This is a genomic window from Comamonas sp. GCA5, assembly GCF_036541385.1.
GTDB classification, from domain to species: Bacteria; Pseudomonadota; Gammaproteobacteria; order Burkholderiales; family Burkholderiaceae_C; genus Comamonas; species Comamonas aquatica.
In genome coordinates this window covers 1-21,845 of record NZ_JAZHFR010000063.1, presented here as the reverse complement: position 1 = coordinate 21,845, position 21,845 = coordinate 1, and the positions used below count along the sequence as shown (strand labels likewise).

The following is a 21,845-nucleotide window of genomic DNA, read 5'->3' as shown; positions in this document are numbered from 1 at the left end:
CGCGGCCGGTGTCGACGGGGGCCCCACGCGGCGCCAGCACCGGGCTGCGCAGCGGGTTCACGGGGCCGCCCTGCAGACGGAAGATGGAGACGGCGCGCACCAGTTCCTCGGACTGCTTGCGCAGGCCTTCGGTGGCCCCGGCCATTTCCTCGACCAGGGCGGCATTCTTCTGCGTGGTCTGGTCCATGTGGGTGACGGCCTCGGCCACCTGGGCCACACCGTTGCTTTGCTCGCCGCTGGCATGGCTGATGTCGGTGATCAGCTGGGTAACCTTCTCGATCTCGGTGATGGCCTGCTCCATGGTCTCGCCGGCGTGCGCGGCCTGCTGGTTGCCAGCATGGATTTCGGCCACGCTGTGGCTGATGAGCTGCTTGATTTCCTTGGCGGCCTCGGCACTGCGGCCCGCCAGGGCGCGCACCTCGCCCGCCACCACGGCAAAGCCACGGCCATGCTCGCCGGCGCGCGCGGCTTCCACTGCCGCATTCAGCGCCAGGATGTTGGTCTGGAAGGCGATGCCGTCGATCACGCCGATGATGTCGGCAATCTTCTTGCTGCTGGCGTCGATGCCCTGCATGGTCTGCACCACCTTGCGCACGGCCTGGCCGCCTTCGGTGACCACGCGCTGGGCTTCGCGCGTGCGCTGGTCGGCGGATTGGGCGTGGTCGGCGTTGTGGGCCACGGTGGAGCCCAGCTCCTCCATGGCGGCGGCGGTCTCTTCCAGGGCGCTGGCCTCGCTTTCGGTGCGCGTGGCCAGGTCCTGGTTGGCCTGGGCGATTTCGGCGCTGGCCAGGGCCACGCTGTGGGCCTGCTCGTGCACGGTGCTGACCACGCGGGTCAGGCCGGTGCTGGTGTTGTTCATGGCCTCCAGCAAGTGGCCGATCTCGTCCTGGCGGTCGCTGCGGATGCGCACGGTGAGGTCGCCTTCGGCAATCGCATCGGCCATGCGGCTGGCTTCGTTCAAGGGACGCACGATCATGCGGCGGATCAGCCAGAACCACACGGCCGCCAGCACCAGCACCGCACCCAGGCCCATGGCGGCGAACTTGATGATCAGCGCCTGGGTTTCGGCGGTGAATTCATCCACGTAGGCGCTGGAGGCGAACACCCAGTTCCACGGTGCGTAGTGGCCGAAAACGGCCAGCTTCTCGCGCGCCTGGCTCTCGCCGGGGTTGGTCCAGGGGTAGGTGATGCTGCCCTGCTTGCGGTCCAGCATGTCGCGGATGAAGAAATGGCCGTCGCTGTCCTGCGAATCGCTGATGTTTTTGCCTTCCTGCGCGGGGTGCACCACCAGTTGGCCGCGCTGCGGGCCATCCTCGGCGCGCAGCACGAAGTAGTAGCCGCTCTGGCCGACCTGCAGGCTGCGGATCGAGGCCTTGAGGTGGTCCAGCAGTTCCGAGAAATCTTGGCCCACAAAGGCGATGCCGACGGTGGTGCCTGAGGCGTCCTTGAGCGGGCGGTAGTGCGTCATGTACTGGCGGCCGAACAGGTTAGCCAGGCCCATGTAGCTCTGCCCCGCCTGGATGGCAGCGTAGGCAGGGTGGGCACGGTCCAGCAGACTGCCCAGGGCGGCTTCGCCCTGCTCGTTCTTCAGCGTGGTGGCGATGCGCAGGAAGTCACCCTGGCCCTGGGCCGCGAACACGGTGGCCACGGCGCCGGTGCTGCGTGTGAAGCCCTGGATGTGCACGTCGTTGCCGTTGAGCAGCTCGCCATTCAGGCTGAGCAGCGGCTCGCTGCCCGAGCGGTCCAGGCTCAACGTGCCCTGCAGGCTGCGCGCCAGGCTGTCGGCCAGGAACTGGGTGCGCTGGCGCAGGTCCTTGTCGTTGGACTCAATGAAGCGGTGCAGCATCTGGATGCCTTGCTGCATCTCGCTGTGCATCTTGGACTGCAGGGAATGGCTGACGCCCCAGGCAATGCCCAGGACCAGCAGCCCCAGGATGGACGCGACCCAGACAAAATTGGTGATCGCCAGCTTGGCGCCCAGCCCTTGGCGGCGCCAAAAACGTTGGCCGATGTGCATCGGTCATCTCCTTCACGGCGTTCCACGCCGTTGTTGTGTGCGCACGGGTGTGGAATGCCGCTGCACAGCACCCCCCCAGTCATGCGTTTGCGCAAAAGCATGCTGACCAAGCGCAAGGCTTGGTGAATCTGGGGCTGGAGCGTAGCGAGACTGCCGCAACCCGCCCTTGATGTCGATCAAGCGGTAACCAAGTGTTGCAATCTGTGGCTCAGGGTTTGTCCGGCGCCGTTTGCAAGCTGCATGCAAGCTGGCGGAAAGCGGGCCGGTGCCGCGCCAAGGGCATCACACGCCAAATTGCGCTGCAGCGCTCGTCCTTGCTGCGCAGGGCGCTCTCAAATTATCTCAATGCGAACGCTGCGGCTCAGGCGGCCTCGGTCGCCACCTCGTCCACGCCCACCTGGCCGGTGCCACCCTCCTTGGCCTGGTAGAGCAGCACATCGGCGCGGTGCATGGCAATCGCCAGGGTGTCGACCTCGCGCACCATGGCCAGGCCAAAGCTGGCACTGACCGGCTCCGGCGCGCCCGCCTCGGCCCCCTCCCTGAGCTGCTCCTGCACCTGCAAGGCGATGCGCTGCACCAGGGCCTGGGCATTGGCCATGTCGATCTGGCGCAGGGCCAGGGCAAAGGCCTCCTCGCCCAGGTGGGCCACATGGTCGCCCTCGCGCACGTTGGCGCGCAGGATCTGGGCAAAGCGGCGCTGCACCTGGGCGCACGGTCCCCGCTGCGCCGGCAGGTGCTCCACATCGCACAGCGCCAGCACGCGGCTCTGGCGTTCAAACGGCCGCAGCCCGCAGGCGGCCTCGAACGCGTGCCGGTCGGCCAGACCGGTGTCGCTGGCGGAGCGGCGGTCTGCCCCCCCGCTGCGGTGGCGCGTGTCGGCCCAGACGCAGGCCAGCATGGTGGCGGTCAGCAGCCCGGCGCCAATCAGCAACTCCAGCACACCCACGCCCCAGCCGGGCACATAGGCCAGCCCCCAGCGGCCCACCCAGGGCTGGGCCAGGACGCCTAACAGGCCCAGCAGCCACACGCCCAGCAAAGCGGTATCCCCGCGGTGGCGGATGGGCGCGCGCCACGCCCCTGGCAGGCCATGGCCCAGCACCACGGTCAGGCCCAGGGCCTGCAGCTCTCCACCGGAGACACCGGGCAACGCGGCGCCGCCCAGCAGGCCCGCCAGCACCAGCGCCGCGCCCGCCACGCACCCCAGCCACTGCACCTGGCGGCCAAAACGCTGGGCCAGCGCCTGGGCCGCAGCCACCACGGCACCCAGCGCCCACAGCGACGCCCACCCGGCCACATCCCAGGCCCCCAGCACCGAGGACGGCAGCATCGACAGGGCCGCCAAGCACAGGCTGGCCGCCAGCCACAGCAGTTCGCCATGGTTGCGGCGCCGCCACCAGACGGTGGCACACACCAGAGCAGCCACCACCAGCAACCCCGAAGGAACAAAAACCAGGCTCATCGTGCCTCACACTGCGCGAAAGAAAAGGGACCGGCGTGCACACCGCGCAGCACACGCCATCCAACCCCAGTATTGGGGCGTGGCAGGCGTCCGCGTTACGTCGCAGCAATGCCTGCCTGCACGCCAGACAAGGGCGCAACTTGGTCGCGCCAGGGCGGACGCCCAATGCGGGACGGTGCGCTGCGGACGTGCATGAGCGGCCCACTGCCGCGCGACGTGGGGCCACCCCAGCCCCCTTGTGGCGGACCGCAAGCCATGCCACAGTCAAGGCCATGCCGACTTCGCCTGGTTCTTTTTGAGGAGACATGCCATGACCAGCAGCCCCGCCCCGATCAACCTCGACAAGCTGCGCAATGCCGTGCAGCGGTTTGGCCGCATGAGCTTCACCACCTCGCAACTGGCAGCGGATTACCACCGCGGCGATGAGAGCCTCAGCGCCCCGGAGGCGGCACTTTTTGACGAGCTGCTGCGCCGCCACGCGCCGCTGCTGGGGATTGCCCCCCAGCCACCCAGCGCCGGGGGCGATACGGTCTGGCTGGCCTTGTAAGCCCGCCTGCGGTTTTCATGGGCATGCCCGCGCGGCATGCCTTTTTTATGGACGCGGCGGCGTGCCCGCCTGCGGGCTCCACAGCGGCTGCAGGCGTTGCAGCTCGGCATCAAAACGGTTGTGCACGCGCCGGGCATCGTCCTGGTGGCCCTGCAGCAACAGGCGCTGCTCCTGCATTTCCTGATCGACCTCCTGCATGCTGGTGCGCAGGCGGGCCGGCGCCTTGCCGGGGTCCTTGGCGTAGAACTCCAGCTCCTGCTGCAACTGCGCCTGCTCGCGGCCCAGCAGGCCCAGGCGCTGCTGCACCATGGCCTGCTGCTCCTCGATGGTCTGCAGGCTGTCGCGTCGCGCCGCGTCATGGCTGCGGCGATCCGGGTAGCGCGCCAGCAGGGCCGCATCGCGGCGGCGCTGCTCTTTTTCACGTTGCTGCTGCAAGGCGGCCTGGCGGCGCTGCTCCAGCCGCTCCGCCATCTCGGTCTCGGTCAGCGCCGGGCCGAGCCGTGAGCGCTCCATGCCGCTGGGGCCCAGCACGCGCTGTTCACGGTCCTGGCACTGTGGGATGGGGCGGTCCGAGGTCAGGTGCTGCCCCGAGGCATCCGTGCAGGTGTAGACGCTGGAGCTTGGCGCTTTTTGCGCCATCACCGCGGCCGTCAATCCAAGGTTCCAGAAAATCAGGCATCCAATGTATCGAGCAAGCCGCATGCGGTGATGAAGGTGTATCAGTCGTTCACTCCATAGCGCTGGCGGTAGGCCAGCACCCGTTCGTGGTGCTGTGCCATGTCACCCTCGCCCCCTCGGGCCTCCAGGTAGGCCAGCAAGTCCGACAGATTGGCAATCGCGCAGACTTGCAGACCCAGCTGGTTGCGCACGTACTGCACGGCGCTGTGGTCCACGTCCTTGCCATTCTCGGTGGCTTTCTCCTGGCGGTCCAGCGCAATCGCCACGGCGTGTGGCGTAGCCCCCGCAGCCTGGATCAAGGCAATGGATTCACGCGCTGCCGTGCCCGCGCTCATCACATCGTCAATGATGAGCACACGGCCCTGGATGGGCGCGCCGACCAGCGTGCCGCCCTCGCCATGGTCCTTGGCTTCCTTGCGGTTGTAGGCAAAGGGCACGTTCTTGCCCATGCGCGCCAGCTCCACCGCCACGGTAGCGGCCAGAGGGATGCCCTTGTAGGCAGGGCCAAAGACCATATCAAACTCCATGCCACTGGCCACAATGGCTTTTGCATAGAATTCCGCCAGGCGAGCCATCTTGGCGCCATCATCGAACAAGCCGGCATTGAAAAAATAAGGGCTCATACGCCCGGCCTTGGTCTTGAACTCCCCAAAACGCAATACGCCGGATTGCACGGCGAACTGCACAAATTCCTGCGCCAGTTGAGTGTTCTGTTCCTGCTGCGCGCCACTGATAGACATGGATGCTTCCCTTTTCAAATTGACCAGCCTCAACCTCAACGGCATTCGTTCTGCCGCGTCCAAGGGTGTGGAGGACTGGATCGCTGCGACCGGCCCGGATTGTATTTGCGTGCAAGAGGTCAAGGCCCAAGCTGCGGATATCGCCGGCAAGTTTGACTCCCTGGCAGGCATGCCCGGCGTCTTCCATTTGCGCAAAGCGCGGCTACTCGGGCGTGGGCATCTACAGCCGCCACGAGCCCAGCGATGTGATTGCAGGCTTTGACCCTGAAGAGTTCGATGCCGAAGGACGATACGTGGAGGCGCGCTTTGATACGCCCACCCGCAAGTTCTCCATCATCAGCAGCTACTTTCCCAGCGGCTCCTCCGGCGAAGACCGCCAGGCCGCCAAGTTCCGCTTTCTGGCCAAGATGCACGCCCACCTGATGCGCCTGAAAGGCGAACGCGAGTTTGTGCTGTGCGGTGACATCAACATTGCCCACCGCAAGGAAGACCTGAAAAACTGGCGCAGCAACCAGAAGAACAGCGGCTTCACCCCCGAAGAACGCGCCTGGATGGACATGCTGCTGGCCGATAACGAAAACGGCGGCATCAAGGATGTCTACCGCTGCCTCAAGCCCGACACCACGGACGAGTGCTACACATGGTGGAGCAACCGCGGCCAGGCCTATGCAAACAACGTGGGCTGGCGCCTGGACTACCACCTCGCCACCCCAGCCATCGCCGCCCTGGCACGGGAGGAGTCCATCTACAAGGGGGAGAAGTTCTCCGACCATGCGCCGATCACCATCGGCTACGAGATGAAGCTGTAAGCAGCTGCTCTTACGACGTGCGCGCAGCCTTGCTGCGCTCGATCTCGGCAATCTGCGCATGGATGCGCTGCTGCACCTTCCGGATGTAACGCGCATTCACCGATGCAAACATGCTCCGCATAGGAATCAGTAACTTTTCACCAATGCCATCCACCAGTACAAACTCTGGTCGTCCGTTACGAGATTCGGTATAGATCAAGCCGGCATCGTTAACCTCCCCAAAGACCACGTGCAGCCGTACACAGTCATCGAAAAAACGGGCCAGTGCTTGCAGATGCTTGTCTTCGAGCATTCTTTTTTTGGCTAAAACTTCCAGCGTCAGGCTTTGACCATCGGTATCTTGAATTCTTTCTGTCACCAACCCCAGACCTTGGTCCGTGGCGATGAAACCATAGGGTGTTTCTATGGGGAATACATAGTTTTTTGTGCATAACCGTTTTTGCACAACTGTAGGTACTGCAGAATTTCTCGTCGAAACTGTCGATAAATCCCTTGCTGGTAGTTTCCTTTAAGAGTGCCATGTTTGATAAAACAACCTTTACCATCTACCAGTTCAGGCTTAATTAACTTGATTAGCTTGGTTGCATCCTCGGGATGCAAATAAATATCTTTCACTGTCCCCTGGCTGATCTTCTTTAATTGTTCAACTTTCAGCATTTTTAATTCCCTGAATAGCAGACATAATAAAAATTATAGAAAATATCATAAATACATGCCCGATAGTTAAATTAAAGAACACGTCCGTCAGGCCAAATACAAAATATGCCAGGGGTATGCACATGCCCGACATATAAAGTGCACGTGCGATACTTCTTTTTTCTTCAGGTACAGCAGATATTTTTTTCTGATTCGGAAAGAAAATACAGAATGGAACCATATAAATAAAGATTAAAAAAACCATACCAACAAAACCACGCACAGCCCACATTTCCAAAAAATCATGGTGCGCATGGGGAATAGTTAACGCGCTTGCATGCGCTTCCCCATGTTCGACCATCTGCTTGCGGCCTTCTTGAATCCCTCGCTCACCCCAACCAAAAACAGGCTTTTCCATGCCGAGTTTCCACGCAAGCTGCCATTGTTCCAAACGCGCTCCAACCGATGTTTCAACGTACTTTTCTTTATCATGAAAGTACCCTTGCACTTCCTGCTTCGCAAGCAGGACCCTGTGCTGAAAAAAATCCACTTGTGAAAGAATCAGCACAGCAAATACTCCAAGACCGACAAAAGATGCCAGCGCTTTCATCCTCATTTTTTTACCTTCAAACATAAAAATAAGAATAAATGGCATCAAAAACAGAAAAATCCAACCTCCACGTGATAATGAGAGAAGAGAGGCTGTCAATCCCATGATGGCGGCAAATATGCAGAACAAAGACTCCGCTGTGATTTTCTTCAGTGAAATAGCATAAATAACCAAGAAGACGCTCATCAGCAATGCAATATTGCCGAACCGAATCGCATTCGTAAACCCTTCGGCTCGCCCCAACTCAGGAAACTGGATCAAAGCATAAATACCCGAAAAGATTGCACCACATGCAACCCCTCTAAATAAAAACTTATATCCCACGCCTGCACGTGCAAATGGGAGCAACAGCAGCGCCCCAAGCCCATAACGCGCCAACAGATCGCCCTCATTCGACCAACTGAACAAACCATCAAAAGAATGTCCCCACACAATAGCCAGAACAAGGAAATACCATGCCAGTTTTTTTACATCAGGATCTTTTTCAGATTTCCACCATGATTGAAAGGTCCATAGCGAGAATATCACCATCCCCAACATCACCAGTGAATAAGATTTTTTCTCAATAAGAAACAGTGCAAAAAAAACAAAACAAAGAAACCCAGCAAATAATGATTTTTTATCTTGTTTCAACATAAGCAAGAAATTTGACATCAATATTCCTTCAAAACTTTTACAGCTTTTTTCTCAAATTCACGCTGCTTTCTGATAAAGAAGAAGCGAAAAAACTCTCTTTGCAGCTTTTTCCAAGGCCCCATCTTTTCCTTTTTACGCTCCCCTATCGTGGATGGATTTCCCTCCACTGCAGCAGAAAACAAAACAGGTTCAATATCCAGGACAAAGACTCCACTCTCGTTGCCGTTCCACAAGTAATCATCCACTGCAAGGAAAAATTTCTCGCTGTTTTTTATCAGCTTTTTGGCCACACTGGGTGTAATTACATATGCCAACGCGCACAAAGGGTCTCGCTGGTAACGAACCAGTGAAAATCCGGCAGGCAGCTTGCGCAGGAAATGGTATTCGTTTTTATATCCTCCATGACCCAGCCTAATCACGCAGTCTCTGTGCGGAATTTTCTCAAAATCCTCCATGAGGACTTTCAATGAATCTACACTACATCCTTGCTGCAAAACATATGCATCGTCTTCTAAAACCACAAAAGCATGCCCAGCTTCAGCACAGAGCTTCCAAACCTCTCGATGGGAAATAAAACATGCAATTTCATTGCGAGTCATATCATGACCAGGAAATCTCCGGCGCTGTTTTTGATCATAGTGTGAGAGATAAGGATCAACTTGAACACCTGGGACGGCATCAAAAAAACTCCAATTCACATCCGATTTATCAAATAAATCTGCCATGTGCTTTCGCCGTTTTTCCTGACTTTTCAGCGAAATAATTTTAACCTCAAACATTTCAAAACTCCTTAAAACTTTAAATAAATTTCATACACCTGGTAAAGGTGAATTTTATTTTATAATACGTATTTATTAACGCCTACTCATTCATTTTGAGCTGAAAAACACTGATTACGAACGCTTCACATTACTCAGAAAAACTTCGTCATACCCCAAAGCTGCATAACGGAAAAATGCCTCAAGGGCAACAAACAAACAGTATAAGAATCCTGCCCCACCACACAAAAATCCCAGATGCAGGATATACAGCCGTATGAACATTGAAGTGCCAGAGGCCAGTCCTCTCAAGACTCCGCCCCGCTTTCCTTTTTCGGCACGTTTTGCTGCCCCCAACATGGAATATTGCGTTAGTTTTTGCAAACTATCCCGAACAGAATCTCGTGAATAGTGCAGCAGCGGGGATTTCATGGCAAATCGAGGTACGTCTACACTGAGCTGCGCCTCTTCATGCACAACACCAGTAAATTGCAGCACTTGCTTGCGCACAAACAAGCGCTCGACCAGTGAAGTGGAGCGCAAATATTTCAGCTCCCTACCAAAAGCCACCATACGCCAACGGATTTTCCAGACTCCCGCCTGACCCGCCGCAACAATGGCCTGCAACTCTCGCTGAAATGCTTCCCCCATCACCTCATCGGCATCCAGAAAGAAGATGAAGTCCCCTGTTGCATGCTGCAACAAGCGATTGCGCTGTACTGCGAATCCTTGCCAATCCGGGTACACCAATACCTCTGCGCCCATTTCCCGCGCAATCTTGACCGTGTCATCGGTACTGCCACTGTCCACTACAAGCAATTGGTCAGCAAACTGGGCGCTCTCCAGGCAGGCTCGAATGCGTTTGGCTTCATTCAGGGTAAGAACTGCGACAGTGAGCGTTGGTTTGCTGTTCATTGGCAACGACATGACAAAAAAATCCAGGAGTCTTTAAAAACAAAAACGCCGCAAAGCAATTGTTTTTGCGGCTGTTTCTTCTCATGAATTAGATACTTGATCCTAATGCCCACCGGCAAACACTTCCCCGGCCTTGAGCTTGTAGACCGTGCCGCAATAGGGGCACTTGCCTTCGCCGTGGTGGGCCACATCGATATAGACCTTGGGGTGGCCATTCCACAGCTTCATGTCTGCCTTGGGGCTGGGGCAGTAGACGCCGCCTTGCTGGTTCAGGTCTTTGGCAGTCAGTTCGACGATGGCAGTGGTACTCATGGTAGGTGTCTCTCTCACAGGTGGAAGGCAGCCTGTGCGTGCAGGCTGCTTGCAGTTCAAATCTGAATAAAAAGCTGGCCCGGAGCCAGCCTTCCGTCTGTGAGGGATTCTAAAGCTTAGCTTGCCACCGTCGGTGACTGAGGTGCCTGGGTTTCAGATTTCTGCGGACGCACCAGCGTCCACTTGACCAGGCGACCGTTCACGAACTCGCAGGTCACGTGCGAATCCGTGCCATCGGTCCAGCGGTAGATCTCGGGGTCCTGACCTTCTTCGGACAGGCGCTCACCCAGCGAGCGGGTCAGGGCCACCACATGCATCAGGTTGACCTTGGGCTTGAGCTTGGCGTTGAGCATCACGGCGCTGCCGACATAGCCGATGGGGCGCTCCGCCGCGCGGCGCATGACGGTCATCAGCCGCGTGAAGTGCAGCAGCAGCCACATGAGAATACCGCCGCCCACGGCGGCGACGCCCTTCCAGCCCAGCGAGTCATAGGCCAGGTACAGCAGGGCCAGCAGGCCCAGGGGGATCATTACGTTGCGCGCATTCATGCTGTCATTCTCTTATGGGAGAAGGCTGCCTGTTTTGTGGGCAGTGCGTATCCCGCAGCCAGCCGGACTAATCCAGCCCACGCGCCACCTGCATGGCCTCATCCACACGCTCGACCGCATGGATGGTCAGCCCCGCAATCGGCTTCTTGGGTGCATTGGCCTTGGGCACGATGGCCACGGTAAAGCCGAGCTTGGCGGCTTCCTTGAGGCGGTCCTGGCCGCGCGGCGCGGGCCGCACCTCGCCGGCCAGGCCGACTTCGCCAAAGGCGATGAAACCCTTGGGCAGCGCCTTGCCGCGCAGGCTGCTGGTGATGGACAGCATCACCGCCAGATCGGCCGCTGGCTCGCCAATGCGCACCCCACCCACGGCGTTGACGAACACGTCCTGGTCGGCACAGGCCACGCCGGCATGGCGGTTGAGCACCGCCAGCAGCATGGCCAGCCGGTCCTTGTCCAGGCCCACCGACAGGCGCCGCGGCGCCGGGCCCGCGCCATCGACCAGGGCCTGGATTTCCACCAGCAGCGGGCGCGTGCCTTCCAGCGTCACCATCACGCAGCTGCCGGGCACGGGCTCGGTGTGCTGGCTCAGGAAGATGGCACTGGGGTTGCTCACGCCCTTCAGGCCTTTTTCGGTCATGGCGAAGACGCCGATCTCGTTGACCGCGCCAAAGCGGTTCTTGATGGCACGCACCAGGCGGTGCGGGCTGTGGGTATCGCCCTCGAAGTACAACACCGTGTCGACCATGTGCTCCAGCACGCGCGGGCCGGCCAGCGCACCCTCCTTGGTGACGTGGCCGACCAGGATCACCGTGATGCCCGTGCCCTTGGCCATGCGCGTCAGGTGGGCCGCGCACTCGCGCACCTGGGCCACCGAGCCGGGGGCGCTGGTCAACTGGTCGGAGTACATGGTCTGGATGGAGTCGATGACCACCACGGCGGGCTGCGTGGCCTCCACCGTGGCCAGGATTTTTTCCAGCTGAATTTCTGCCAGCAGGTTGACCAGGCTGCCATCAATGCCCAGCCGACGCGAACGCAGCGCGACCTGGGAGCCACTTTCTTCACCGGTCACATACAGCGTGGGCAGGCCGGCGCGCTGCAGCGCGTCCATGGCCTGCAGCAGCAGGGTGGACTTGCCGATGCCGGGGTCGCCGCCGATCAGCACCACCCCGCCCTCCACCACGCCGCCCCCCAGCACGCGGTCCAGCTCCTCGATGCCGCTGGGCGTGCGCGCCACGTCCTGGGCCTCGATGGCGGCCAGCGGCGTCACGGGCTGGGCATTGGCCAGGCCGGCATAGCCCTGGGGGGCGCTGAGGCGGTTCTTGCCGCCCGAGGCGGCCTCGGGCACGCTTTCGATCAGGCTGTTCCAGGCGCCGCAGTTCGGGCATTTGCCCAGCCAGCGCGGCGTGGTGCCGCCGCAGGCGTTGCAGGTGTAAATGGTTTTGTCTTTGGCCATGCCCGCACTATATCGGCGGCACCCGGTCGCGCTGGGCTGGCCACGGGCACCCCGATGGGTCGCACCGATGGAGCGGCGGCAGGGGCGGGCGCCGCCGGGTACGGCCGTGTCTGCACGCACTGGGGGGTGCCAATTTCTAAAAAGAGAGCAGCTTGCGCAATCCCTCTGCGACTTTCAGCAACCAAAGTCCTGCAAGCAATGATTTGGCAAGCGCCAGGCGCTCTCCTTTGGGGAGTGGCGTGTGAGGACGGATGGCGGATGGCGTGCCGCCTGGACCGCACCCCGCTCAGGGCCGCAGCGCGTCCTCGTCGCTGACCACGGGCACGCGCGCGGCCACGGCGCACATCAGTTCGTAGCCTACGGTGCCCGCAGCGGCGGCCACTTCGTCGATCGACAGCACGCTGCCGTGGCGCGGCGAGCGCCCCCACAGCACCACCTCGCTGCCCAGCTGCGCGTCGGGCACGGGCGTCAGGTCCACACAAACCATGTCCATGCTGACGCGGCCCAGCAGGCGGGTGCGCACGCCATTGACCAGCACCGGCGTGCCGGTGCCGCACAGGCGCGGATAGCCGTCGGCATAGCCGCAGGCGACCACGCCCAGGCGCAGATCGCCCTCGGCCGTGAAGGTGGAGCCATAGCCCACGGTGTCGCCGGCGTGCAGCTGCTGCGTGCCGATGATCTGGCTGGTCAGGCTCATGGCCGGCTGCAGGCCCCAGTGGTCCGCCGTGTGCGTGGGGTAGTCGGGCGAGCTGCCGTACAGCACGATGCCGGGGCGAACCCAGTCGCCGCGCACGGCCTCGCGCGTGCCCTGCAGCAGGGCCGCGGCGCTGTTGCTCAGGCTGCGCTCGCCGGGCAGGTCGTGCGTGGTCTGCTCGAACACCTGCAACTGGTGCGCCGTGCCGCGCGGGCCGTCGGCGTCGCTGAAGTGGGTGATGAAGGAGATCTCCTCCACCTGCGGCAGCGCGTTGAGGCGCGCCCAGGCGCTGCGAAAGCGCTCGGGCGTGAAGCCCAGGCGGTTCATGCCGCTGTTCATCTTCAGGAACACGCGGTGCGGCACCTGGGTCTTGTGCGCGGCCAGCCAGTCAATCTGGGCATCGCAGTGCACGGTGTGCCACAGGCCCAGGCGCGAGCACAGCTCCAGATCGCGCGGCTCGAACACGCCCTCCAGCAGCAGGATCGGGCCGCGCCAGTCCAGGGCGCGAAGGCGCTGGGCCTCGGCGATCTCCAGCACGGCAAAGCCATCGGCCGCACGCAGGCCCTGGAAGGCATGCTCCACCCCATGGCCATAGGCATTCGCCTTAGCCACGCACAGCAGCTGGGCGTCCGGCGCGGCGCGGCGCACCTGTTCCAGGTTGTGGCGCAGGGCTTGGGGGTGGATGGTGGCGAGAATGGGGCGCGGCATGGCGAAAAGTTTCCTGAGGGCAAACGACAGGCATTCTGGCACTGATGGCTAAGGGCTGCGTGATATAACCGCCAGTCGTTCGCCACTGGGACAACCCTTTTTCGTGCACTGGCCCCCGTGGTCGCGCGTGCGCACAGCATTTCATGAAGCGCGGTTTCTACACCATCATGTCAGCGCAGTTTTTCAGCTCGCTGGCCGACAACGCCCTGTTCGTCACAGCCGTGGAGCTGCTGCGCACCGGCGGTGCGCCCGAATGGCAGAGTGCCGCCCTGGTCCCCATGTTCGCCCTGTTCTACGTGGTGCTGGCGCCCTTTGTCGGCGCCTTTGCCGATGCGCTGCCCAAGGGCCGGGTCATGTTCATCAGCAATGCCATCAAGGTGGTGGGCTGCCTGCTGATGCTGTTTGGCCACCACCCGCTGCTGGCCTATGCCGTGGTGGGACTGGGGGCTGCGGCCTATTCGCCCGCCAAGTACGGCATCCTGACCGAGCTGCTGCCCCCGTCGCAGCTGGTCAAGGCCAACGGCTGGATCGAGGGGCTGACCATCACCTCCATCATCCTGGGCGTGCTGCTGGGCGGCCAGCTGGTCGGCCCCGTCATCTCCGGCCACCTGCTGGCGCTGAACCTGCCCGGCGTGGACAACGCCGCCGAAGCGGCAATCGGCGTGCTGGTCTTCGTCTATGCCCTGGCGGCGGCCTTCAACCTGCGCATCCCGCGCACCACAGCGCCCCTGGTGCCGCTGCGCCAGGACCCGACCCAGGGCCTGTTCGGCAATACCCTGGCCCTGCTGCCCGACTTCCGCGACTGCAACCGCCGCCTGTGGCGCGACAAGCTGGGCCAGATCTCGCTGTCCACCACCACCCTGTTCTGGGGCGTGTCCGGCAATCTGCGCTACATCGTGCTGGCCTGGGCCGCCGTGGCCCTGGGCTATGGCACCAGCCAGGCCTCGGCCCTGGTGGGCGTGGTGGCCATCGGCACGGCCGTGGGTGCGGTGATGGCCTCGATGCGCATGCGCCTGCAGCACGCCACGCGCGTGATCCCCATGGGCATTGCCATGGGCCTGCTGGTGATCTGCATGAACTTCATCAGCAACCTATGGGTGGCCGTGCCCTTCCTGATCGTGCTGGGCGGGCTGGGCGGCTTCCTGGTCGTGCCCATGAACGCGCTGCTGCAGCACCGGGGCCACAACCTGATGGGCGCCGGGCGCTCCATCGCCGTGCAGAATTTCAACGAACAGGCCTGCATCCTGGGCCTGGGCGCCCTGTACGCCCTGAGCACCCTGTGGGGCCTGTCGGCCTATGGCGCCATCACCGGCTTCGGCGTGATCGTGGCCTTCACCATGTGGCTGATCGGCCGCTGGTACCGCCACAACTGCCGCAAGCACGGCGGTGAGGTGCGGCGCCTGCTGAGCATTGCCCGCTACGACCACCACCACTGAGCGCCCCACAGCCTCGCCCCTTCATTCTTCATAGCATCCGGCGCAGGCAGAACCTGCGCCGGAACCATTTTTGACATGCATTCCTGGCCCTACCTCGCCCTGTTGTTCAACGCCATGGTCTGGGGGCTGGCCTGGTGGCCGTTCCAGACCATGCGCGCCGCCGGCCTGGCTGCGCCCTGGGCCACGGGCATGATCTACAGCGTGCTGGCCCTGGGCACCATCGTGTGCCTGCGCGGCAGCCTGGCGCAGTTCCTGCGCCACCCGGTGCTGTGGCTGCTGGCCCTGTCCTCGGGGCTGACGAATGTGTCGTTCAACACCGCGGCCTCGACCGGCGACGTGGTGCGCGTGATCTTGCTGTTCTACCTGATGCCCGCCTGGACGGTGCTGCTGGCCTGGCGCTTCCTGGGTGAACGCCCCACGCCGCAAAGCCTGCTGCGCCTGGTACTGGCCTTCAGCGGCATGGCCCTGGTCATCGTGCCGCCGGGCGCCACCTGGCGCAGCCTGACCGCGGGCCTGGGCCTGCCCGAGTACCTGGCCATCTTCGGCGGCCTGTGCTTTGCGATGACGAATGTGATCCTGCGCCGCTGCTTTCACACGCCCAGCATGGCGCGGGTGCTGGCCATGTTCCTGGGCTGCATGGGCATGGGGCTGGCGACCGCCACGGCCGGCTACCTGGGTGGCCAGTTCCCCGGCATTCCCGCGCCGGCGCCGGGCTGGATCGCCTGCGCCGTGGGCATGGCCGTGCTGGTGGCCATCGGCTCGTGGGCGCTGCAATACGGCGCCTCGCGCATCCCGACCAGCACCACCTCGCTGATCATGCTGTCGGAGGTGCTGTTCGCCAGCATCTCGGCCTGGCTGCTGGGCGCCACCGAACTCACGCCGCGCATGCTGCTGGGCGGGGCCCTGATCGTGGGCGGCGCCCTGCTGGCCGTGCTGCAGCACCGGCGCCCGCACTGACGCGGGGCCACGGCCGCCGGCGCTGTGCTACAACCACCGTCACCATTTGCACCCCGAGGCCCGCATGCCCCAGCTGTCCGACTTCTCCGCCACCCGCATCGACGGCCACAGCGCGCCCCTGTCCGCTTACGCAGGCCAGGTGGTGCTGGTGGTCAACACCGCCAGCGCCTGCGGTTTCACGCCGCAGTTCGCCGGGCTGCAGGACCTGCACCAGCGCTATGCCTCCCGGGGTCTGGTGATCCTGGGCTTTCCCTGCAACCAGTTCGGGCGGCAGGACCCCGGCAGCGACAGCGAGATCGCCGGCTTCTGCCAACGCAACTACGGCGTGGACTTTCCCATGATGGCCAAGGTGGACGTGAACGGCCCACAGGCCCACCCGCTGTTCCAATGGCTCAAGGCGCAAGCCCCGGGCATCCTGGGCACACAGTCCATCAAATGGAACTTCACCAAGTTCCTGATTGGCCGCGATGGCCAGGTGCGGGCCCGCTACGCCCCCCGAGACACCCCGGCCACGCTGGTCGAGGCCATCGAGGCCGCACTGGACACGCCGGTCCTCTGAGCCTCACAGGCGCCCGCGTGCGGCCCGTCGTGGCCTCACACAAAGCAGTTACACTTGCTCACTATTAGGTGGCGCCTGGGCTCCAAGTGACAGTGCCCATGCGCCAGTTTTATGACTGGTCATCCCCCCGCGCCCCCGCCGGCGGCGGTTAGTAACTCGCATGGTCCGATCCCTTCTGGGCGCACAGCCGTCCACTAGCACTCCCACCCTGGCGACCTCGGCACGGGTGACCCCCACCCTCAGCGGCGCAGCCTTGCAGGCACGCCTGCGGCTCAAACGCTCCTCGGCCTATATCCAAGCCGTCACCCGCCTGGATGCCGGCGGCCATGTGCACAGTCCGGCCGCCACCCAAGCCCTGATCGACGCCATCCGCCAGGAACTGCCCGACGTGTCCGTCGACGCCCTGCCACACGGCATCGTCGCACGCTGCTACCTGGGTGCGCCCTTTGAAGTCCACACCCTGGATTGCAGCGGCCAGATCATCCAGCACTACAAAACCCACGAGTCCCTGCCCGCGCTGCTGGAACGTGCCCGCAGCCTGGCCCTGCACCCTGGTTATGCCTTTATCGAGGTGTATGCCAGCCGCCTGATCGCCGTCAGCGCCTCCGGGCAGACCGCGATCATTGATGTTTGACCTGTCCCACACCCTTCCATGAGCTCTGAACGCATCATCCAGGTCGCCGACCTGTCCCTGATCCTCGGTTCGCTACGCAGCCTGCAAAGCGACATCGGCACGGTTTCCAACCAGGTGGACAACGTGGGGCGCGACCTGTCGCAGACCCGCTCCGAGTTGTCGCGCTTGGAGCAGGCCTTTGCCGATTTTGTGGAAGCCGACCTCAAAGCCAAGGAGCTGTCCCTGGCAGAAACCCGCCAGGTCAAGATCCGCCAGGAAATCGAAAACACCTTCGGCCAGAACGCCGTGGTGCGCCGCCAGGCCACCGGCATTCTGCAGGCCTCGGACATCCAGCTGGTGCGCCAGGAAACCCTGCGCGGCGCCACCGAGGAACTGATGCTGTCCACCCCCCGCTACTGGCTGGCCCCGGCCCTGGTCGCCTTGGCGGCCTGGCTGGGCGACAAGCAGGACCTGGCCCAGCGCGCCCTGGCCGAAGCCCTGCGCCGCGACGACGAAAAAACCTCGCTGTTCTTTGCCCTGATCGCCCGCCGCGCCGGCCGCAGCGAAGCCAACCGCACCTGGCTGGATCGCTATTTCGGCCTGCAAAACCCCTTCCAGCTGGACCGTCAGACCGTGGTCATGGTGGACGCCATGGCCAATGGGGTGTTCACTGCAGACACCACCCAGCTGTGTTCCAAACGCATCACGGCCTGGATCGAAGAGCTGTCACAGCAGGCCGGCTTCGCGGAAACCCAGCGCAGCCAGTGGAGCGATGCCCTGCGCTCCAAGACCCCGAACGAAGACCATGCGGGCCGCTACCCCCACCTGTCGCGCTTCAGCCCAACCTGGCAGGCACTGAACACCAGCCTGAACGCCGCCGCCATGCAAGGCGCCGTGCTGCAACACTTCGAGGGCGTATTCCAGGGCGAGATCAAACCCGCCAGCAGTGTGCTGGTGGCCGTGGACGATTTGCTCACCACCCTGGTCACCCGTTTCGACGACGAGGAACTGCCCCTGCGCCGCCAGGAAGAGCTGTGCCGCCTGATCATCGAGGAAAGTGGCGACAAGCGCGCCGCCCAGGCCCGCTACCAGCTGCAGGCCAAGACCCTGGACGAGCAGGTGGACTTCACCCAGCTGCTGACCAATGCCGCGATGCACCCCGAGACCTCGCACGTCACGCGCGCCACCCAGCGCTTTGCGATTGCACACTCGCGCGACTGGATCCTGGATGCCCACAGTGACGTCACGGCCCGCGCGCGCCAGGCCGTGCCCACCCAGGTGGACATTGCCATCGAGGACTGGACAGGCCAGACCAGCCAGGGCGACAACGAGGCCGCCCTGCTGACCGACCTGGCCGCCCACCTGGACCGCCGCGAGGCCGAGGCCCTGGCGGAGGCCAAGCTGGGCCTCAAACACTGGGGTGCTATCGCCCTGGGCGTGATCCTGATCTTCATGGGCTTGGGCAGCGGCATGGTGGTCGCCCTGATGGGCCTGGCCGCCCTGGGCTGGGCCTACCTGGGCTACCGCCAAGTACAAAAACTGCGCGAGAAGATCCGCAGCGACTTTGCCCGCCTCAAGGAGCAATCGGCCCAGGCCCTGCGCGCCTGCCTGGCCGAGCTGGTGGAACTGCGCCGTGATCTGGCTCGCCGCGATGCGGTGTCCGCCGCAGTGACCGCGCTGCTCGAAGGCATCAGCCCCGAGCAGCATCTGCTGTCCAGCCACGACAGCGTGCGCCGTGTGATGGCCGCCGCCTAAACCCAGGAGATTGACCCATGGTCCGTGAAATCTTGCCCCCATCCAACCCCAGCGACACCGCCCCCACGCCCCCCGCGCAGACCCCGCTCGCACCTGCCGCGACCGTCCAGCCCGTGGCGCACGATGCCCTGGCCGGCGCCCTGCCCAGTTGGGACCTGCTGCCGGCCTCGCCTTTTGTGCGGCGCATCAAGTGATGTGGGGGTGGTTGCGCCGCCCGGCCTCCGGGCCGGCGGACACCTCCCACACGGAGGCCGCCCCTCAGAGCTACGCGCAGTGGAGCACCTGGCTGGACCGCCTGGCCCAGGGCGATGACGATGCCCGCTGCCTGGCCCAGCTGCACCAGGGCCAGCTGTCCTTGAGCGGGGGCGTGGCCCCCTTGTTTGTGGAGCGCATCAGCACGGAGGTGCAGCGCCGCCTGGGCCTGTGCGCCGAACGCCTGACACGCAATCTGCGCCTGGGTGCCGATGAAAGCCTGGTGGTGCGGGCCTTGCTACAGGCACGGCACGAACTGGCCTTCATCCACCAGCTGTGCCTGCTGCCGGCGGTGCCAGAAAGCACCCGCAGCCAGCTCGGGGCCGAAGTGCGTAAGTTTGCCGAACGCGCCCAGCAGTCCCTGCTGGACACGGCCCAGAGCGACCGCAGCGGTCGCCTGGCTTCGCTGCTGCGCCACAACGCCCTCACGCGGTACGCCAATCCGCCCGCGCAGAACGAGCTGCACGACACCCCCGCCCCCACCACCGTGGAGACGGCCGCAGGCGCACCCCGCCGCCGCAACATTCTTTCCTAGCCTTGGTCCATGGACACCACCGAATTCAAAGCCACGCTCACGCGCTACCTCAAGGCCCGCATTCCCTTCATCTCCATCCGCAGCGCCGAACGCAGCCGCGTCCTGGAATTGCTGCGCGAGGTGGGCACCAACCTGCAGGCCCCCATCTTTGTGCACACCCTATCCCAGGGCACGCGCGAACTGGGCAGCAACCGCGGCGTGAACGACGACCGATCGGTCACCGGGGCCGTGGACTTTGCCAGCCAGCAGTTTGCCCAGCGCCAGAACCTGACGGTCGTGCTGACCGAAGTCTCCGACATCGAGGACGACACGCCTGCCGCCCGCCACCTGCTGGACGTGGTCATGCTGGCGGCCGAGCACAGCGGCTCCGTGGTGGTCATCACCACCAAACCCGTGTGGGGCCAGCTGCAGCGCGCCGGCATGTCGCTGGTGCTGTCGGCCCCCAGCGAGGACGAGATGCTGGCCATCGTGCAGGAAAACCTGTCGGCCTACCGCGCGCACTTTCCGATTGAGTGGGACGAAGCCGATGAGCGCCGCGCCGCCGCCGCCCTGGCCGGCATTTCACGCATCGAGGCCGAAAACATCATCGCCACCCTGCTGGCCAATGGCCGCATCACCAAGGCCGACATGGTGGAGGTGATGCACGCCAAGGACCGCATCTTTGCCGACATTTCGGGCATTGAACGCGTGAACGTGCGTGGCACGGAATTGAACGTGGGCGGCCTGGGTGGCCTCAAAGCCTGGCTGGACAAAGAGCAGCCGCTGCTCACCGCCGATCTGCGCGAACGCGGCATTCGCCCGCCACGGGGCGTACTGCTGGTGGGCGTGCCGGGTTGCGGCAAATCACTGTCGGCCAAGGCCATCGCCGCCAACTGGAGCCTGCCGCTGTACCGGCTGGACCTGTCCACCATCCACGGCCAATACCTGGGTCAGAGCGAAACCCGCCTCAAGGACGCCCTGTCCACGGCCGACCATGTGGCACCCTGTGTGCTGTGGATCGACGAGATCGAAAAAGGCCTGGCCGGCGCAGGCTCCAGCAGCGACGGCGGCACGGCCACACGCCTGGTGGGGCAGTTCCTGTACTGGCTGCAGGAATCGCGCGCCCGGGTGTTTGTGGTGGCCACGGCCAACGATGTCTCGCGCCTGCCTCCCGAGCTGCTGCGCCGCGGCCGCTTTGACGAGCTGTTTTTTGTGGATCTACCGACGCCGGCCGAGCGCCGCGAAATCATCGAGATCTACACCCAGCGCGGCCTGCGCCAGGCGGTGGAGCCCACCCTGCTGGACGAACTGGTGCAGTTGTCCGAAGGGTTTGCCGGCTCCGACCTGGAGTCTGCGGTGCGGGAAGTGGTCAAGGAAGCCTATCTGCGCGGCGATGCTGCGGCGACACCGGACCTGTTCCGCCGCAGCTTTGTCAATGTTGTGCCTCTGTCCAAGACCGCTCCCGAACAAATCGAGAACATCCGCGCCTGGGGCCGTGAGCGGGCGGTTCCGGCTTCGGGGCAGCCGATTGGCCAGGCCAGCCCGCAAGCACGACCACGCCGCCAGGTCCTCAGCTGACGCGCGCTGACGAGCTCAGGCCTCGCCAGCTTGGCGGGCCGCCTGCAGCTGGCCCGCGCGGTGCAGCTGGCGCATCACCGTGTGGGCGTTCATGCCATACATCTCGGCAAACGCGTGCACATCGCCCGAACCGCTGGCCACGTAGGCGCGGTGCACGGCTTCGGCCTTGGCGTCCTGCTCGGCCACCTCATCCAGGGCAGCGTCCAGCAGGGCCTGGGTGTCGGCATCGCGCACCTGCAGCGATTCCAGGTAGGCCTCGCGCGACAGGCCACTGTCGATGAAGGCCAGGGCCATGCGGCGGCGCAGCTTGGCCTGCAGGTCCTCGCCATCGCGCGGCTTCTTGCGCTTGAAGACCTCGACCAGGGCGTGGAACACATGGCCCGGGGCCATGGCTTCCACCACGGCGCCTTGCAGGTCATGGCGCGGCGCACCGGCGGCCACGGCGTTCAGGTAGCGGGTCGAGCGCGTGTGGATGGCCAGGGCCACCTTCAGGCCGGCCTTGTCCAGGGCTTCGCCATGCAGGGCCAGCAGGTCCTGGTAGATGCCACGCTTCAGGGGCAGGACCGTGGCGCCAAACAGCGTGGGGTGCAGGGTGGCCAGTTGCGCCAGCACGGGGTGCACTTCGCGCGCGGGACGGGCTGCGGCCGGCGCCGCAGGGCGG

At 63.5% G+C, this 21,845-nt stretch carries 23 protein-coding genes and 1 pseudogene; 10 read left to right on the top strand and 14 right to left on the bottom strand.

What is annotated here, in order from left to right:
• Positions 1 to 2,017: methyl-accepting chemotaxis protein (locus SJH88_RS13955; protein ID WP_274754822.1), on the bottom strand; the 2,017-nt coding region annotated here is incomplete at its 3' end.
• Between the two features lie 361 nt (positions 2,018 to 2,378).
• Positions 2,379 to 3,476 (bottom strand): GGDEF domain-containing protein, encoded by a 1,098-nt coding sequence (locus SJH88_RS13950; protein WP_274754821.1) that lies wholly within the window; start codon positions 3,474 to 3,476, stop codon positions 2,379 to 2,381.
• Between the two features lie 310 nt (positions 3,477 to 3,786).
• Between SJH88_RS13950 and SJH88_RS13945 the strand changes: the two genes are divergently transcribed.
• Positions 3,787 to 4,023 (top strand): hypothetical protein, encoded by a 237-nt coding sequence (locus tag SJH88_RS13945; protein WP_274754820.1) that lies wholly within the window; start codon positions 3,787 to 3,789, stop codon positions 4,021 to 4,023.
• Positions 4,024 to 4,068: 45 nt separating this feature from the next.
• Here the strand turns inward: SJH88_RS13945 and SJH88_RS13940 are convergent, their stop codons facing one another.
• Together SJH88_RS13940 and pyrE are read right to left on the bottom strand one after the other, a co-directional pair.
• Entirely contained in the window at positions 4,069 to 4,677 is a 609-nt protein-coding gene (locus SJH88_RS13940) for a DUF4124 domain-containing protein (RefSeq protein ID WP_274754819.1), read from the bottom strand.
• Positions 4,678 to 4,742: 65 nt separating this feature from the next.
• Entirely contained in the window at positions 4,743 to 5,441 is a 699-nt protein-coding gene (gene pyrE / locus SJH88_RS13935) for an orotate phosphoribosyltransferase (protein ID WP_274754818.1), read from the bottom strand.
• Between pyrE and SJH88_RS13930 the strand changes: the two are divergent.
• Positions 5,440 to 6,250 (top strand): annotated as a pseudogene (locus SJH88_RS13930) (exodeoxyribonuclease III). The gene pyrE and the pseudogene SJH88_RS13930 sit on opposite strands and share 2 nt — an antisense overlap.
• A gap of 10 nt (positions 6,251 to 6,260) precedes the next feature.
• Here the strand turns inward: SJH88_RS13930 and SJH88_RS13925 are convergent.
• From SJH88_RS13925 to alr, 9 genes are all read right to left on the bottom strand, one after another.
• Positions 6,261 to 6,695, bottom strand: a complete 435-nt coding sequence (locus SJH88_RS13925) for a YrbL family protein (protein WP_274754817.1) — start codon at positions 6,693 to 6,695, stop codon at positions 6,261 to 6,263.
• Positions 6,653 to 6,907 (bottom strand): YrbL family protein, encoded by a 255-nt coding sequence (locus SJH88_RS13920; RefSeq protein ID WP_274754816.1) that lies wholly within the window; start codon positions 6,905 to 6,907, stop codon positions 6,653 to 6,655. Before SJH88_RS13920 ends, SJH88_RS13925 begins: the two co-directional genes overlap by 43 nt.
• Positions 6,894 to 8,150: an O-antigen ligase family protein gene (locus tag SJH88_RS13915; protein WP_274754815.1), complete on the bottom strand. Its 1,257-nt coding sequence runs from the start codon at positions 8,148 to 8,150 to the stop codon at positions 6,894 to 6,896. Before SJH88_RS13915 ends, SJH88_RS13920 begins: the two co-directional genes overlap by 14 nt.
• Positions 8,150 to 8,911: a glycosyltransferase family 25 protein gene (locus SJH88_RS13910; protein WP_274754814.1), complete on the bottom strand. Its 762-nt coding sequence runs from the start codon at positions 8,909 to 8,911 to the stop codon at positions 8,150 to 8,152. The genes SJH88_RS13915 and SJH88_RS13910 overlap by 1 nt, the downstream gene beginning before the upstream one ends.
• Positions 8,912 to 9,025: 114 nt before the next feature.
• Positions 9,026 to 9,817, bottom strand: a complete 792-nt coding sequence (locus tag SJH88_RS13905; protein WP_274754813.1) for a glycosyltransferase family 2 protein — start codon at positions 9,815 to 9,817, stop codon at positions 9,026 to 9,028.
• A gap of 90 nt (positions 9,818 to 9,907) precedes the next feature.
• A complete protein-coding gene (locus SJH88_RS13900) occupies positions 9,908 to 10,117 on the bottom strand; it encodes a zinc-finger domain-containing protein (protein WP_210606974.1) in 210 nt (69 codons plus the stop codon).
• 116 nt (positions 10,118 to 10,233) lie between these two features.
• On the bottom strand, positions 10,234 to 10,665 hold the full coding sequence (locus SJH88_RS13895) for a glycerate kinase (protein WP_151044502.1): 432 nt from the start codon (positions 10,663 to 10,665) through the stop codon (positions 10,234 to 10,236).
• 67 nt (positions 10,666 to 10,732) lie between these two features.
• Positions 10,733 to 12,118: a DNA repair protein RadA gene (radA, locus tag SJH88_RS13890; RefSeq protein WP_274754812.1), complete on the bottom strand. Its 1,386-nt coding sequence runs from the start codon at positions 12,116 to 12,118 to the stop codon at positions 10,733 to 10,735.
• Between the two features lie 286 nt (positions 12,119 to 12,404).
• Positions 12,405 to 13,520 carry an alanine racemase gene (gene alr / locus SJH88_RS13885; RefSeq protein ID WP_210929974.1) on the bottom strand — a complete coding sequence of 372 codons (1,116 nt, stop codon included), beginning with the start codon at positions 13,518 to 13,520 and terminating at the stop codon, positions 12,405 to 12,407.
• A 143-nt stretch (positions 13,521 to 13,663) separates the two neighbouring features.
• On the opposite strand from alr, the gene lplT reads away from it, so the two are divergent.
• The 8 genes from lplT to SJH88_RS13845 all read left to right on the top strand — a co-directional run bounded on the left by lplT (position 13,664) and on the right by SJH88_RS13845 (position 21,184).
• Entirely contained in the window at positions 13,664 to 14,956 is a 1,293-nt protein-coding gene (lplT, locus tag SJH88_RS13880) for a lysophospholipid transporter LplT (protein ID WP_274754811.1), read from the top strand.
• Positions 14,957 to 15,031: 75 nt separating this feature from the next.
• Complete coding sequence (locus tag SJH88_RS13875) at positions 15,032 to 15,913, top strand: DMT family transporter (RefSeq protein WP_270150598.1); 882 nt, start codon at positions 15,032 to 15,034, stop codon at positions 15,911 to 15,913.
• Positions 15,914 to 15,977: 64 nt separating this feature from the next.
• On the top strand, positions 15,978 to 16,472 hold the full coding sequence (locus tag SJH88_RS13870) for a glutathione peroxidase (protein ID WP_274754810.1): 495 nt from the start codon (positions 15,978 to 15,980) through the stop codon (positions 16,470 to 16,472).
• Positions 16,473 to 16,632: 160 nt separating this feature from the next.
• A complete protein-coding gene (locus SJH88_RS13865; RefSeq protein ID WP_274754809.1) occupies positions 16,633 to 17,106 on the top strand; it encodes a hypothetical protein in 474 nt (157 codons plus the stop codon).
• A gap of 18 nt (positions 17,107 to 17,124) precedes the next feature.
• Complete coding sequence (locus SJH88_RS13860; RefSeq protein ID WP_274754808.1) at positions 17,125 to 18,840, top strand: hypothetical protein; 1,716 nt, start codon at positions 17,125 to 17,127, stop codon at positions 18,838 to 18,840.
• 17 nt (positions 18,841 to 18,857) lie between these two features.
• Positions 18,858 to 19,034 carry a hypothetical protein gene (locus SJH88_RS13855; RefSeq protein ID WP_260674575.1) on the top strand — a complete coding sequence of 59 codons (177 nt, stop codon included), beginning with the start codon at positions 18,858 to 18,860 and terminating at the stop codon, positions 19,032 to 19,034.
• Positions 19,034 to 19,627 carry a hypothetical protein gene (locus tag SJH88_RS13850; protein ID WP_270150586.1) on the top strand — a complete coding sequence of 198 codons (594 nt, stop codon included), beginning with the start codon at positions 19,034 to 19,036 and terminating at the stop codon, positions 19,625 to 19,627. The genes SJH88_RS13855 and SJH88_RS13850 overlap by 1 nt, the downstream gene beginning before the upstream one ends.
• Positions 19,628 to 19,636: 9 nt before the next feature.
• A complete protein-coding gene (locus SJH88_RS13845) occupies positions 19,637 to 21,184 on the top strand; it encodes an AAA family ATPase (RefSeq protein WP_042411898.1) in 1,548 nt (515 codons plus the stop codon).
• Between the two features lie 15 nt (positions 21,185 to 21,199).
• Here the strand turns inward: SJH88_RS13845 and SJH88_RS13840 are convergent.
• A partial coding sequence (locus SJH88_RS13840) for a ProQ/FINO family protein (protein WP_274754807.1) occupies positions 21,200 to 21,845 on the bottom strand: 646 nt, incomplete at its 5' end.

What these genes read in the sequence shown, in the direction of transcription:
- radA (WP_274754812.1), bottom strand. Translation starts at nt 12,118, where the DNA reads ATGGCCAAAGACAAAACCATTTACACCTGCAACGCCTGCGGCGGCACC.
- SJH88_RS13900 (WP_210606974.1), bottom strand. Translation starts at nt 10,117, where the DNA reads ATGAGTACCACTGCCATCGTCGAACTGACTGCCAAAGACCTGAACCAG.
- SJH88_RS13945 (WP_274754820.1), top strand. Translation starts at nt 3,787, where the DNA reads ATGACCAGCAGCCCCGCCCCGATCAACCTCGACAAGCTGCGCAATGCC.
- SJH88_RS13845 (WP_042411898.1), top strand. Translation starts at nt 19,637, where the DNA reads ATGGACACCACCGAATTCAAAGCCACGCTCACGCGCTACCTCAAGGCC.
- SJH88_RS13910 (WP_274754814.1), bottom strand. Translation starts at nt 8,911, where the DNA reads ATGTTTGAGGTTAAAATTATTTCGCTGAAAAGTCAGGAAAAACGGCGA.
- SJH88_RS13905 (WP_274754813.1), bottom strand. Translation starts at nt 9,817, where the DNA reads ATGTCGTTGCCAATGAACAGCAAACCAACGCTCACTGTCGCAGTTCTT.
- SJH88_RS13865 (WP_274754809.1), top strand. Translation starts at nt 16,633, where the DNA reads ATGGTCCGATCCCTTCTGGGCGCACAGCCGTCCACTAGCACTCCCACC.
- pyrE (WP_274754818.1), bottom strand. Translation starts at nt 5,441, where the DNA reads ATGTCTATCAGTGGCGCGCAGCAGGAACAGAACACTCAACTGGCGCAG.
- SJH88_RS13875 (WP_270150598.1), top strand. Translation starts at nt 15,032, where the DNA reads ATGCATTCCTGGCCCTACCTCGCCCTGTTGTTCAACGCCATGGTCTGG.
- lplT (WP_274754811.1), top strand. Translation starts at nt 13,664, where the DNA reads ATGAAGCGCGGTTTCTACACCATCATGTCAGCGCAGTTTTTCAGCTCG.
- SJH88_RS13895 (WP_151044502.1), bottom strand. Translation starts at nt 10,665, where the DNA reads ATGAATGCGCGCAACGTAATGATCCCCCTGGGCCTGCTGGCCCTGCTG.
- alr (WP_210929974.1), bottom strand. Translation starts at nt 13,520, where the DNA reads ATGCCGCGCCCCATTCTCGCCACCATCCACCCCCAAGCCCTGCGCCAC.
- SJH88_RS13850 (WP_270150586.1), top strand. Translation starts at nt 19,034, where the DNA reads ATGTGGGGGTGGTTGCGCCGCCCGGCCTCCGGGCCGGCGGACACCTCC.
- SJH88_RS13855 (WP_260674575.1), top strand. Translation starts at nt 18,858, where the DNA reads ATGGTCCGTGAAATCTTGCCCCCATCCAACCCCAGCGACACCGCCCCC.
- SJH88_RS13915 (WP_274754815.1), bottom strand. Translation starts at nt 8,150, where the DNA reads ATGTCAAATTTCTTGCTTATGTTGAAACAAGATAAAAAATCATTATTT.
- SJH88_RS13920 (WP_274754816.1), bottom strand. Translation starts at nt 6,907, where the DNA reads ATGCTGAAAGTTGAACAATTAAAGAAGATCAGCCAGGGGACAGTGAAA.
- SJH88_RS13950 (WP_274754821.1), bottom strand. Translation starts at nt 3,476, where the DNA reads ATGAGCCTGGTTTTTGTTCCTTCGGGGTTGCTGGTGGTGGCTGCTCTG.
- SJH88_RS13860 (WP_274754808.1), top strand. Translation starts at nt 17,125, where the DNA reads ATGAGCTCTGAACGCATCATCCAGGTCGCCGACCTGTCCCTGATCCTC.
- SJH88_RS13870 (WP_274754810.1), top strand. Translation starts at nt 15,978, where the DNA reads ATGCCCCAGCTGTCCGACTTCTCCGCCACCCGCATCGACGGCCACAGC.